Below are 12,612 nucleotides of genomic sequence, written 5' to 3'. Positions count from 1 at the left end.
TGCTCGCGAAGGCCAAGCTAGACGAGCGCGATACGGCGCTCGCCACCGAGCTGTCCTACGGAACCTCTCGTTCCCAGGGGCAGCTCGACCGGATCATCGCCGCGGCCGCGGGCCGATCGACGGCGAAGATCGATGCCGACGTCCTCGACGTGCTCCGTCTCGGCACATACCAGCTCCTCTACACCCGTATAGCCCAGCACGCGGCGGTCGACACCACGGTCACGCTCGCGAAGAAGAACGGCATGGTCGCCGCGGCCGGCTTCGTCAACGCGGTCCTACACAAGGTCGCCGCCAAGGACCTCGCGGCATGGACCGAGCAGCTGCGCGAGGGGGTGACCAATCCAGTCGAGCGCCTCGCGCTCGGATCCGCGCACCCGGACTGGATCGTCCGCGCGTTCGCCGAGTCACTCGGCTCGGCCGCCGCGGAGCTCCCCGAGCTGCTCGCCGCCGACAATGCCCGGCCAAAGGTCCACCTGGCTGCCCGCCCCGGCGCCATCACGGCGGAGGAGCTCGCGCTCGTCACCGGCGGCGAAGAAGGAGAGCTGTCCCCGTACGCCGTGCACCTGCCGTCCGGCGCCCCGGGCGAGCTCGAGGCCGTCCGCGACGGATTCGCCGCCGTCCAGGACGAGGGCAGCCAGCTCGTCGCCCTCGCCGCGGCGAACACACCGGTCGAGGGGGAGGACGGCGGCCGCTGGCTCGATCTCTGCGCCGGGCCCGGCGGGAAGGCGGCCATGCTCGGCGCGCTTGCGGCTCTCGACGGCGGGAAGGTCACCGCTATCGAGGTTGCCGAGCACCGGGCGCGGCTCATCGAGACCGCGACGGCCGGGCTGCCCGTTACCGTCCGTGTCGCCGACGGCCGCGATCCCGGCCTCGAGCAGGGCTTCGACCGCGTCCTCGTCGACGCGCCGTGCACGGGCCTCGGCGCGCTCCGCCGCCGCCCGGAATCGCGGTGGCGCCGCCGCCCCGAGGACGTTGCGGAGCTCTCCGCCCTACAGCGCCAGCTCCTCGCCAGCGCTCTCGAGCTCGTTCGTCCGGGCGGCATCGTCCTCTACGCGACGTGCTCGCCGCATCTCGCCGAGACCGTCTCGGTCGTCCAGAACGCCGTCCGAAGGGGTAAGGCCGAATTCGTCGACGTCCGTGCCGGGCTTCCCGATGCGCTCGCCGGCGAGGCCGGCCCGTGGGTGCAGCTGTGGCCGCACCGCCACGGCACCGACGCGATGTTCATGTGCGCCCTCCGGCGTGCGTAGGCGGAGACGCGCGCCCGTGGCTCCGCGAGTCGCCGGGATCCTAGGATGGAGCGCATGAGCCACGCACCGATCATCGCGCCGTCCATCCTCTCCGCCGATTTCGCACGGCTGGACGAGGAGATCAAGCGGATTCCCTCCGCAGACTGGATCCACGTCGACGTCATGGACGGGCACTTCGTCCCCAACCTCACGATCGGGGCGCCGGTGGCGAAGGCCATCGCCAAGGTCACGGACAAGCCTCTCGATTGCCATCTCATGATCGAGGACCCGGGCCGCTGGGTCAGTGACTATGTCGACGCCGGCGCCCATTCGGTGACCTTCCACGCCGAGGCCACGAACGACCCCGTCGGCATCGCGCGCCGCCTTCGCGAGAGAGGCTGCGGCGCCGGTCTCACGATCAAGCCGGGCACCCTCGCGGACGGCTACCTCGAGATGGTCTCCGAATTCGATCTCATCCTCATAATGAGCGTCGAGCCGGGATTCGGCGGCCAGTCCTTTATGCCCGACATGCTCGATAAGGTCCGCGCCTTCCGCGCCGAGATCGACAGGCTCCGCCTTGAGACGCGGCTCGAGATCGATGGTGGGATCTCGCCGGAGACCATCGGCTCCGCCGCGGAGGCCGGCTGCGACACCTACGTCGCAGGATCCGCGGTCTACGGCGCCGCGGACCCCGACGCCGCGATCGAGCTGCTTCGCGAGCGCGCGACGGTCGCGTGAGCAGCGACGGTCGAATGAGCGCGGACGGCGCGGCACGACCCGAGGATGCGGCCCGACTCGACGAGAGCCGAATGGCCGTCGCCGCTGCGGCGGCCCACGAGCGCTGGGGGACCACCCGGCCGAATCCGACCGTCGGCGCAGCGGTGTTCGACGCCACCGGTGAACTCATCGCCGTCGGGGTCACCGAACCGCCCGGCGGCAGGCACGCAGAGGTCGTCGCTCTCGACGCCGCGGGAGACCGAGCCGCGGGTGGGACGATCGTCGTCACCCTCGAGCCGTGCAATCACACCGGGCGCACGGGTCCGTGCACCGCGAGGATCATCGCCGCGGGTCTCGCGCGCGTCGTCTTCGCGGCGCACGACCCGAACCCGCTGGCCTCCGGTGGTGCGGAGCGCCTCGCCGCTGCGGGACTCGAAGTCCGCGGGGGAGTAGGGCTGACGCCGGACGCCGCGATCCCGGGAGCCGCAGGCGTCCTCGCAGGCCCCTTGGGTCCCTGGCTGTTCCGGCAGCAGCACGGGCGGCCGCGGGTGACCTGGAAGTACGCCGCCTCGATGGACGGACGCTCGGCGGCGGCCGACCGGACGAGCCAGTGGATCACAGGCCCCGCGGCGCGCGCCCACACGCTCGAGCGGCGCTCGCGATACGACGCGATCGTCGTCGGCTCGGGGACCGTAGCAGCGGACGATCCGAGTCTCACCGCGCGCGACACCGACGGGGAGCGGCTGGAACATCAGCCGCTGCGCTGCGCCATGGGCGAGTCGGAGGTTCAGCCGGGCGCCCGGATTCGGGGCGACGGTGACGGGCTCTTCGCCCACCTGCGGACGAGGGATCCGGTCGCAGCGATCCGAAGTCTGGACGAGCGCCTCGGGCGCCCGACCGAGGAGGTTTTGCTCGAGGGCGGACCGCGCCTCGCCGGAGCGTTTCTGCGGGCGGGGCTCGTCGACCGAGTCGAGGCGTATATCGCCCCCGTGTTCCTCGGAGCCGGCTCGTCCGCGCTCGGCGATGCTGGGGTGGGAACGATCGACGACGCTCGCCGGTTTACCATCGAGTACGTAGAGGTCGTGGGCACGGACCTGTTCGCCGAGCTCGTGCCCGCCGAGACCTTGCCCGGTTCACAAGGAAAATACCTGCCGGGGTCCGGGGCACACCCGCCGGCCGAATGAGCAAACGAGGAGCGCACAGCGTGTTCACCGGAATCATCCGCGAGATCGGCGTGATCGAGTCGATCGATCGCGACGCCGATATCGTGCGCATGCGCATCCGCGGGCCCGAGGTGCTGTCCGGCGCGTGGCTCGGCGATTCGATCGCAACCTCCGGTGTATGCCTCACTGTCACCGAGCTTCCCGGCGACGGATCGTTCGTCACCGAGATCATGGGCGAAACCATGCATAGGACGGCGATGGGCCACGTCGAAGTCGGTGCCGCGGTCAACCTCGAAGCCGCCGCACGCCTCGATTCCAGGCTCGACGGACACATCGTCCAGGGCCACGTCGACGGCACCGGCACACTACTCTCGCGCACCGCTGGCGAGAAGTGGGACGTGCTCCGCTTCTCGCTCCCCGATGCGCTCGCGCCCCTCGTCGCCGAGAAGGGCTCGATCGCCGTCTCCGGCGTCTCGCTCACCGTCTCCGGGGTCTCTGCTGCGGGACAACCCGAGCAGTGGTTCGAGGTCTCGCTCATCCCTGCGACACTTGCCGATACGACCCTCGGCGCGCTGGAGATCGGCGCGGCCGTCAACCTCGAGACGGACGTCGTCGCCAAACACATCGCCCGGCTCGCGGGGTTCCCCGCCGCCGCGGCCCCCACCGAGACCGAAAGCTGAGGTCGGCCACACCGTGACGACGTCTTCGACGCCCCCCAACTCTTCGAGCGCCGACCCCGCGGGCGACGGCGTCTATTTCGACTCCGTCGAGCGCGCTATCGCGGACATCGCCGCTGGCAAGGCGATCATCGTCGTGGACAACGAAGACCGCGAGAACGAGGGCGATCTCATCTTCGCCGCCGATGCCGCGACCCCCGAGCTCATGGGTTTCCTCGTCCGATACTCCTCGGGGTACGTCTGCGTCGCACTCACCGGCGAGGACTGCGACCGTCTCGACCTTCCGGCGATGGTGGTCAACAACACCGATCCGCATCGCACCGCCTACACGGTCACGTGCGACGCGGCCGAGGGCGGCACGACGGGCATCTCCGCGACCGACCGCGCCCGTACCGCCCGCGTCCTCGCCGATCCCACTTCTTCCGCCGCGAGCCTCTCGCGGCCGGGGCACATCGTCCCGCTCCGTGCTCGCCGAGGTGGCGTCCTCGAGCGCGCGGGCCATACGGAGGCCGCCGTCGACCTCGCCCGCCTGGCGGGTCGCGCGCACGCCGGTGTCATCTGCGAAGTCGTCTCGGAGGACGACCCGACCACCATGGCGCGCACTCCAGAGCTGCGCCGGATCGCCGACGAACACAGCCTGGCGCTCGTCTCCATCGACGCGCTGCGTGCGTGGCTGCGCCGGAACGAGACCCAGGTCGAGCGCGTCGCAGATGCGCAGCTTCCGGTCCCGGCGGGGACGCTCACCGCGATCGGCTTCCGCGACACGATCACCGGAGTCGAACACGTCGGGCTCGTCGCCGGTCCGCTCACCGGCGGCCGCTTCGCCGGGACCGAGCCCGTCCTCGCCCGCCTGCACTCCGAATGCCTCACCGGCGACGTGTTTGGCTCGTTGCGGTGCGACTGCGGCGCACAGCTCGAGTCCGCCGTCGACGAGATCCTCGCCAAGGGCCGAGGGGTCGTCGTCTACCTGCGCGGGCACGAGGGCCGCGGTATCGGCATCGCCGCGAAACTCGCCGCCTATCACCTGCAGGACGGTGGCACCGACACGGTCGACGCGAACATCGAGCTAGGCCTGCCGGCCGACGCGCGCGACTACTCCGTGGCCGCACAGATCCTTCGCGAGCTCGGCGCGGAGAGCGTCCGGCTCATCACGAACAATCCAGAAAAGGTCGCCGCGCTCGAGCTCGGCGGGATCGTCGTCGACGAGCGCGTTCCCAGCCCGGTGCGTCAGACCCCGGAGAACACGCGCTACCTGCAGACCAAGCGCGACCGAATGGGCCACCTGCTCGACGGTCTCGAGGGCAAGCGACGAAGCGACCCCGAAGGAGAAGGACAGTGAGCGGATCCGGACGCCCCGAGGCGGCTATCCCCGCGGCGCAGGGACTCGTGCTGGGCCTCGTGAGCACCACGTGGAACTCGGACATCACGTCCACCCTCCGCGAGCGCGCTCTCGACGTCGCCGCCCGAGCAGGAGCGACCGTGGTCGAGGCCTCGGTCGCGGGAGCGGTCGAGCTGCCCGTCGTGGCGCAGCAGCTGGCGAAGCAGACCGACGCGGTGGTCGCGCTGGGCGTCGTCATCCGGGGAGAGACGCCGCACTTCGACTACGTCTGCGATTCGGTCACCGAAGGCCTCACGCGGATCGCCCTCGACGAGTCCACCCCCGTGGCACACGGCGTGCTCACGGTCGAGTCCCACGAGCAGGCCGTGGACCGCGACGGTCATCCGGGTGCCGCCGAGGACAAGGGCGGCGAGGCCGTCGCCGCGGCACTCGGCGCGGCCCTCGAGCTCCGGCGGCTTCGTTCACTCTGATCCGCGACGACTATCGTGGTGTTCGACGGTGGCGCTCGGCCGCCTGGCGCGAGCACGGACTCGACATGCACGAATTTGGAGGAACGGCCACGTGAGCAGCGGCGATGGCAATAGCGGAGCGGGGCAAAGGGCAAGGCAAAGCGCGAGGCAGAGCTCAGGGCAAGACGCGAAGCGCGAAATCCCTGACTCCGACACGCAGGGCTGGGATTTCGACTACCGGCCGCGCAAGCTCCGGATCTTTGCGTGGATCGCCGCGGTCGCCGTGATCATTATCCACGTCCTCTGGGCCCTCTCGCTCACGTCGGGCCGCGATTCCGGTGTCACCATTTCCGGGGCGGACCAATGGGCGTTCGTGTTCATCGGTCTCATCATCGCCGGGGTCGTACTCCTCACCCTGCGCATCCGGGTCCGCGCGGGCCGCGCGGGCGTCGAGCTCACCGGTTTCCTCCAGCGCACGCTGTTCCGCTGGGACGACGTCGTCGGCTTCACGTTCCCGGTCTCGGCGCAGTGGGCGCGGCTCGAGCTGCCCGCCTACGAGCACGCCGGAATCAAGGCCATCCAGGCGATGGACCGCGATCCGGCGGTCGCTGCGATGCGCAGCCTCCGCGAGGTCGCCCGCAAGTACAAACCCAGCGCCGCGGACGCCGAGAGCGTCGCCGACCGGTAGCCGACACTGCGCGAACCGGGCGAGGCGAACGTGGTCCGAGCGCAGTCGAACGGACGCGAAAGAACCAACAGATAAGAGCAGAGGCCCGGCGACCGAGCACAGGAGGGAGGCGCAGTGGACCCGCAAAAGTATCGCCCGGCGACGGGCACCATCCCCACCGATCCCGGTGTCTACCGCTTTCGCGACGAGCACGGCCGGGTCATTTACGTCGGCAAGGCGAAGAACCTCCGCGCACGCCTGAGCAACTATTTCCAGGACCTCACAGTCCTCCACCCGCGCACGCGGCAGATGGTCACTTCCGCGGCGCAGGTCACGTGGACGGTCGTCGGAACCGAGGTCGAGGCACTGCAGCTCGAATACACGTGGATCAAGAAGTACGATCCGCGCTTCAACGTCCGGTACAAGGACGGCAAGACCTACCCGATGCTCGCCGTCACCCTTAATGAGGAGTACCCGCGGTTGTTCGTCTATCGGGGTCCCCGCCGCAAGGGCGTCCGCTATTTCGGCCCGTATTCGCACGCCTGGGCTATCCGCGACACGCTCGACACCCTCACCCGCGTGTTCCCGGCCCGAACATGCACGTCCGGGGTTTTCAAGCGGCACGGACAGCTCGGCCGTCCGTGCCTCCTCGGCTACATCAACAAATGTAGTGCCCCGTGCGTCGGCCGCGTCTCCGCCGCAGAACACCGTGCGATCGTGCTCGAATTCTGCGATTTCCTCTCCGGAAACACAGGACCAATCGTCCGCCGGCTCAAGAGAGAGATGACGGCGGCCGCCGAGGATCTCGACTTCGAGCGCGCCGCCCGGCTCCGAGACGACCTCGCGGCCATCGAGCGCACCATGGAGAAGCAGAACGTCGTCCTCGAGGGCGCCGCCGACGCCGATGTGGTCGGGGTCGAGCTCGATGAGCTCGAGGCGAGCGTTCAGGTATTCCACGTCCGCTCCGGTCGCATCCAGGGCCAGCGGAGATGGGTCGTCGAGCATTCGCACGGTGTCGGCGAGGACGGCGAGTTCAACACGGAGGAGGCCGAGCGAGAGGTCGTCGCCGATTTCCTCGCCCAGTTCTACGGAGCCGAGGTCGAGCAGGCGAAGACGGCCGCCGAACCCGCCGGGGTCGCCGTGCCGCGCGAGGTCCTCGTGCCCGCGCTGCCCGACGACGCCGAGGCTGTCACCGAACTCCTCGGCGCCCTGCGCGGTTCGAAGGTCTCGCTTCGAGTCCCGCAGCGCGGCGAGAAGCGGGACCTTGCCGACACAGTCCGCCGCAACGCCATGGAGGCGCTCAAGCAACACAAGATGCGCAGAAGTGGGGACCTGACGACGCGCTCCGAGGCCCTCGCCGAGATCGCTGACACGATCGGCCTCGACGAGGCGCCGCTGCGCATCGAGTGCGTGGACATCTCGCACACCCAGGGAACCGATGTCATGGCCTCCCTGGTGGTCTTCGAAGACGGGTTGCCGAAGAAGGCGGATTACCGGACCTACCGCATCGCCGAGGCCGCGGGGGAGGGGCATTCCGACGATGTCGCGTCGATCGCCGAAGTCACTCGCCGGCGCTTCCGCCGCCACCTCGAGGCACCGACACAGACCCCCGAGGACATCGCCGACGAGGGCGGACCGGCGTCGGTAGCAGGGGCCGGAGCGACGTCCGAATCAGCGGCCGAATCAACAGCCGGAACCGCGGTCGGCGCCTCTGGACCGGACCCCGTGGGCGAGGCAGCAGCCGCGGACGGGGCACCGAAGGTGCCCCGACGCTTCGCGTACCCGCCGCAGCTCTACGTCGTGGACGGTGGGCAGCCACAGGTCGAGGCCGCGCAAGCCGTGCTGGACGAGCTCGGGATCACCGATGTCCCCGTGGTCGGCATCGCCAAACGCCTCGAAGAGATCTGGGTGCCGGGGGAGGAGTACCCGATCATCTTCCCGCGCCAAGGCCAGGGTCTGTACATGCTCCAGCGGCTGCGCGACGAGGCGCACCGATTCGCGATCAAGGCGCACCGCGGCGCTCGCAGCAAGAGGATGACCTCTTCGGCCCTCGACTCCGTCCCGGGCCTCGGGCCTGCGCGGAAGAAGGCGCTCCTCGACGAGTTCGGCTCGGTCGCGGCCATCAGGCGCGCGAGTACGGAAGACCTCAGGGCCGTTCCCGGCATCGGCGCCAAGGCGGCCGAGACCATAGCTGCAGCGCTCTCGCCACGTACCGGCGGGCCGGACCGAAACGTGGAAGACTTGCCCGAGGGACCGACTGGCGAGGCGGCCGCGCGCTCGCAGTAGGGCGAGTCGGACCGAGAACACGGATCGAATGTCACAAATGGAGGGGACCCAGGTGGAGGGGACAGTCCAGACGAATTTCCCGGTGGACGCCGGATTCCTGCCGGACCAGGAGTTCCTCATCGTCACGGGGATGAGCGGCGCGGGAAAGAACGCGGCGACCAAGGTGCTCGAGGAATTCGGCTGGTACGTCGTCGACAATCCGCCGATCGAGGCGATCCCCGCGCTCGCGCAGGTCTCTACCCACCGCGGCCAGGAGCTCAAGCGGCTCGCGGTCGTCCTCGATGTCCGCACACTCGGGCTCATCAATCACCTCGACGAGGTCTATCGCTTCGTCGACGAGCTCGGAGACCAGGCCCGCATCCTCTTCCTCGACGCCTCCGAGGACGTTCTCGTCAAACGCTTCAACTCCGTCCGCCGCCGCCATCCTCTGCAGACCGGGGACGGCATCGTCGACGGGATCAACAAGGAGCGCTCGATCCTCACGGGCCTCCACACCCGCGCGGACGTTCTCGTCGACACCTCCTCGCTCTCGGTGCACGACCTGCGTCGCAGGCTCGAGATCCCGTTCGGTAACCCGGAGTTCGGTTTCCAGATCATCGTCGAGTCATTCGGCTTCAAGTACGGGGTACCGCGCGACGTCGATTTCCAGCTCGACATGCGCTTCCTTCCCAACCCTTACTGGGAACCCGAGCTCCGCGAGCTCAACGGGCGCGACAAAAAGGTCGCCAATTTCGTGCTGTCCAAGGCGAACGTCGAGGCATACATCGAGAGCGCGCGCACCATGGCGAGAATCGCGATGGACGGTTACCGCCACGAAGGCAAGCGGTACATGATCCTCGGCGTGGGCTGCACGGGCGGCAAGCACCGCAGCGTCGCCGTCGCCGAACACCTCGGCGCGTCCTTGGGCTCGCTCGAGAACGCCGAGGTCACGGTGGTCCATCGCGATCTCGGCAGGGAGTAGGAGGCGCACATGTACCCCGATTCGCTTCCCGAGTCCGCCGGCGAACGGCTCAACCTCGAGGTCGACCCCACCGAGGACGTCGGCGCCCTAGTCGCCTTCGGTGGTGGGCACGGGCTCGCCGCGACCCTCTCGGCGGCGCGTCGCGTCGCTTCCCGTCTGACGGCGGTCGTCACCGTTGCCGACGACGGCGGTTCCTCCGGTCGGCTGCGCAGGGAACTGGGCATCCTTCCTCCCGGCGACCTCCGGATGGCGCTCTGCGCCCTCGCGGGCGGCTCGGCGGGCCACCAGGACCTGGCGTCCCTGTTCCAGCACCGCTACGGCGGAAACGGGGCGCTCGCCGGACACGCCGTGGGCAATCTCGTCTTCGCAGGGCTGTGGGAACAGCTCGCGGAACCGGTCGAGGCTCTGCGGGTCATCGAGGAACTTCTCGGCACGGTCGGCACGGTCATGCCGATGTCGCCGGTGGCGCTCGACATCGCGGCCGATGTCTTCGGCCTCGAGGCCGATCCCCGGCTCGTCCGCACCATCGTCGGCCAGGTGGCCGTCGCCTCCACACCGGGGCAGGTTCGCCGCGTGCGACTCATCCCGTCCTCGCCGCCCGCGACCGCCGGGGTCACGGAGAAGATCGCCGCCGCGGACATGGTCGTGCTCGGCCCGGGGTCGTGGTTCACCTCGGTGATCCCGAACGTCCTCGTCCCCGAGATCGCCGAGGCGCTCTCCGAGACCGATGCACGTAAGGTCCTCGTGCTCAACCTCGCTCCGCAGCCCGGCGAGACGGCGGGGTTCTCCACCGAGCGCCACCTTCACGTCCTTCGCCAGCACGCGCCGAATGTAGACTTCGACTCGATCGTCCTCGACCCGCGCACGGGTCTGAGCGATGGGGAACTCGCCCAGGTGCGCCGCACTGCGGAGAAGCTCGGCGCGGAACTCGTGCTCGCCGAGGTCGCCAAGGAGGCCGAGTCGGGGGCCATCCGCCCGGTCCACGATCCCGCTGCGCTCGCGCGCGCTCTCGGCGAGATCGGACGGTCCACCCCGGCGACGTAGTCAGTAGCAAGAGGCCGAAGGAAATCCCAACACCCGAGCGCGGGCGCGAACGAAGCGCCGGAAGCAGTATCGAAGGAGCCCGAATGTCGTTGACCGCCCAGGTCAAAGCCGAACTCGTGCGAGTCCACGACAGCAAGGAATCGTCGCGTCGGGCGGAGGTCGCCACGATCATCCGCTACGCGGGGACCCTGCAGCCCATGGCCCCGCGCCTCGTGATCGAGGTGGAGGTCGAGAACGCGGAGATCGCCCACCGCCTCGCAGGCGAGCTCGACGGCCTGTTCGGGGTCACCCCGGAAATCCACCAGATCGGCAGCGGCACCGGGCGCAGCGGTAACAAGCACGTGCTCCGCGTGGTGGACAAGGGCACCGATATCGTCCGCCTCCTCGGCCTGGTCGACGGCCGCGGTTACCCCGTCAAGGGGCTCCCGCCGGCGCTCGTACGCGGCGCCATCCACGATGCGAAGGCGGTGTGGCGCGGGGCATTCCTCGCCCACGGTTCACTCACCGAACCCGGGCGTTCCGCTTCGCTCGAGATCACCGCGCCTAGCACCGAGGCGGCGATGGCGCTCGTCGGCGCAGCGCGCCGTTTCGGGGTCACCGCAAAGGCCCGCGAGGCACGCGGCTCGGACAGGGTGATGATCCGCGACGGCGAGGCCATCTCCCTGCTGCTCGCCGAGATCGGTGCGCCACAGACCCGCCGCGCCTGGGACGAGACGCGCTCGCGTCACGAGGTCCGGGCGACTGCGAATCGCCTGGCGAACTTCGACGATGCGAACCTGCGTCGTTCGGCGCGGGCCGCGGTAGCCGCAGCCGCCCGCGTCGAGCGCGCCCTGGAGATTCTCGGCGAGGACGTTCCCGATCATCTCCTCGCCGCCGGCGAGCTGCGCACAACCCACAAGCAGAGTTCGCTCGAGGAGCTCGGACAGATCGCCTCTCCGCCGATGACCAAAGACGCGATCGCCGGCAGGATCCGGCGTCTGCTCTCGATGGCCGATCGCAAGGCCGCCGAGCTCGGCATCCCCGACACCGACGCGGCGGTGACCGAAGACCTCATGGATTCCGAGTAGTCCGCCGTCATACGAACTGCAGGAGGAATCGGGCGAGAGAGCGGACACGGCGCCCACCAACGGCAGAGGCGTCGGGGCGTTTCGCTATGGTGGTGTTCGTAGGATGCACGACACACTCGGCGGTTCGGCCGCGCTCCATCCGTACTGGTCAATCGCTACGGGTAGAACGTAGAACCCAGCTGGTCGCCGAGACAGTAGCCGTATCCGTCCGCAAATATGCACGCTGGACGCAGCAGGGGAATCCCCGCAGCTGCCGACACATGCCAACACAAAGGAGTAAGTCGTGAGCATTCGCGTAGGAATCAATGGCTTCGGCCGAATCGGGCGTAACTTCTTCCGCGCCGTCGAGGCTCTTCGGGCCGCGGGCAACACCGATATCGAGATCGTCGCCGTCAACGACCTCACCACCAACGACATGCTCGCGCACCTCCTCAAGTACGACTCCGTGCTCGGGCGCCTCGGCGAGGACGTGTCCTACGACGATTCTTCGCTCACCATCGGCGACCGCAAGATCGGTGCGCTCGCCGTCAAGGAGGGCCCCTCGGCCGTCCCGTGGGGCGACTACGGCGTCGACGTCGTCGTCGAGTCCACCGGCATCTTCACCGACGCCGAGAAGGCCAAGGGCCACCTCGAGTCGGGCGCCAAGAAGGTCATCATCTCGGCTCCGGCCAAGAACGAGGACATCACCATCGTCATGGGCGTCAACGACGACCTGTACGACCCGAGCGCCCACACGATCATCTCGAACGCCTCCTGCACCACCAACTGCCTTGCGCCCGTGGCCAAGGTCCTGTCCGACGAGTTCGGCATCGTCAAGGGCCTCATGACCACGATCCACGCGTACACCCAGGACCAGAACCTGCAGGACGCGCCCCACAAGGACCCCCGTCGTGCCCGCGCCGCCGCGCTGAACATGGTCCCGACCTCCACCGGTGCCGCCAAGGCCGTCTCCCTCGTGCTGCCCGAGCTCAAGGGCAAGTTCGACGGCTACGCCGTCCGCGTCCCGCTGCCCACCG

At 69.2% G+C, this 12,612-nt stretch carries 12 protein-coding genes; all 12 read left to right on the top strand.

The features are described from left to right. Positions 1-1,247: RsmB/NOP family class I SAM-dependent RNA methyltransferase (locus V7E05_RS11715; RefSeq protein ID WP_333619830.1), on the top strand; the 1,247-nt coding region annotated here is incomplete at its 5' end. 54 nt (positions 1,248-1,301) lie between these two features. Continuing rightward, positions 1,302-1,964, top strand: a complete 663-nt coding sequence (rpe, locus tag V7E05_RS11710; protein ID WP_333619829.1) for a ribulose-phosphate 3-epimerase — start codon at positions 1,302-1,304, stop codon at positions 1,962-1,964. Positions 1,965-1,978: 14 nt separating this feature from the next. After that, positions 1,979-3,127, top strand: coding sequence for a bifunctional diaminohydroxyphosphoribosylaminopyrimidine deaminase/5-amino-6-(5-phosphoribosylamino)uracil reductase RibD (gene ribD / locus V7E05_RS11705; protein WP_442891669.1), 1,149 nt, complete (start codon positions 1,979-1,981; stop codon positions 3,125-3,127). A 20-nt stretch (positions 3,128-3,147) separates the two neighbouring features. After that, complete coding sequence (locus V7E05_RS11700) at positions 3,148-3,786, top strand: riboflavin synthase (RefSeq protein WP_333619828.1); 639 nt, start codon at positions 3,148-3,150, stop codon at positions 3,784-3,786. Between the two features lie 13 nt (positions 3,787-3,799). Beyond that, complete coding sequence (locus V7E05_RS11695; RefSeq protein WP_333619827.1) at positions 3,800-5,122, top strand: bifunctional 3,4-dihydroxy-2-butanone-4-phosphate synthase/GTP cyclohydrolase II; 1,323 nt, start codon at positions 3,800-3,802, stop codon at positions 5,120-5,122. Then, positions 5,119-5,592 (top strand): 6,7-dimethyl-8-ribityllumazine synthase, encoded by a 474-nt coding sequence (gene ribH / locus V7E05_RS11690; RefSeq protein ID WP_333619826.1) that lies wholly within the window; start codon positions 5,119-5,121, stop codon positions 5,590-5,592. Before V7E05_RS11695 ends, ribH begins: the two co-directional genes overlap by 4 nt. 91 nt (positions 5,593-5,683) lie before the next feature. Beyond that, entirely contained in the window at positions 5,684-6,259 is a 576-nt protein-coding gene (locus V7E05_RS11685) for a PH domain-containing protein (protein ID WP_333619825.1), read from the top strand. A 114-nt stretch (positions 6,260-6,373) separates the two neighbouring features. Next, positions 6,374-8,524 (top strand): excinuclease ABC subunit UvrC, encoded by a 2,151-nt coding sequence (uvrC, locus tag V7E05_RS11680; RefSeq protein WP_333619824.1) that lies wholly within the window; start codon positions 6,374-6,376, stop codon positions 8,522-8,524. Positions 8,525-8,561: 37 nt separating this feature from the next. Further along, complete coding sequence (gene rapZ, locus V7E05_RS11675; RefSeq protein WP_333619823.1) at positions 8,562-9,485, top strand: RNase adapter RapZ; 924 nt, start codon at positions 8,562-8,564, stop codon at positions 9,483-9,485. Positions 9,486-9,494: 9 nt separating this feature from the next. Beyond that, positions 9,495-10,529 carry a gluconeogenesis factor YvcK family protein gene (locus tag V7E05_RS11670; RefSeq protein WP_333619822.1) on the top strand — a complete coding sequence of 345 codons (1,035 nt, stop codon included), beginning with the start codon at positions 9,495-9,497 and terminating at the stop codon, positions 10,527-10,529. 83 nt (positions 10,530-10,612) lie between these two features. After that, positions 10,613-11,596, top strand: a complete 984-nt coding sequence (gene whiA / locus V7E05_RS11665) for a DNA-binding protein WhiA (protein WP_333619821.1) — start codon at positions 10,613-10,615, stop codon at positions 11,594-11,596. 283 nt (positions 11,597-11,879) lie between these two features. Beyond that, on the top strand, positions 11,880-12,612 hold a 733-nt coding region (locus V7E05_RS11660), incomplete at its 3' end, for a type I glyceraldehyde-3-phosphate dehydrogenase (protein ID WP_333619820.1).

It is taken from the genome of Dietzia sp., assembly GCF_036741115.1.
Classification (GTDB): domain Bacteria; phylum Actinomycetota; class Actinomycetes; order Mycobacteriales; family Mycobacteriaceae; genus Dietzia.
This window is presented reverse-complemented; position numbering and strand designations above follow the sequence as displayed.

Bases quoted from the DNA above. Each gene is read 5' to 3' on its own strand.
- rpe (WP_333619829.1), top strand. From the start codon at position 1,302: ATGAGCCACGCACCGATCATCGCGCCGTCCATCCTCTCCGCCGATTTC.
- ribD (WP_442891669.1), top strand. From the start codon at position 1,979: ATGAGCGCGGACGGCGCGGCACGACCCGAGGATGCGGCCCGACTCGAC.
- rapZ (WP_333619823.1), top strand. From the start codon at position 8,562: ATGGAGGGGACCCAGGTGGAGGGGACAGTCCAGACGAATTTCCCGGTG.
- V7E05_RS11670 (WP_333619822.1), top strand. From the start codon at position 9,495: ATGTACCCCGATTCGCTTCCCGAGTCCGCCGGCGAACGGCTCAACCTC.
- whiA (WP_333619821.1), top strand. From the start codon at position 10,613: ATGTCGTTGACCGCCCAGGTCAAAGCCGAACTCGTGCGAGTCCACGAC.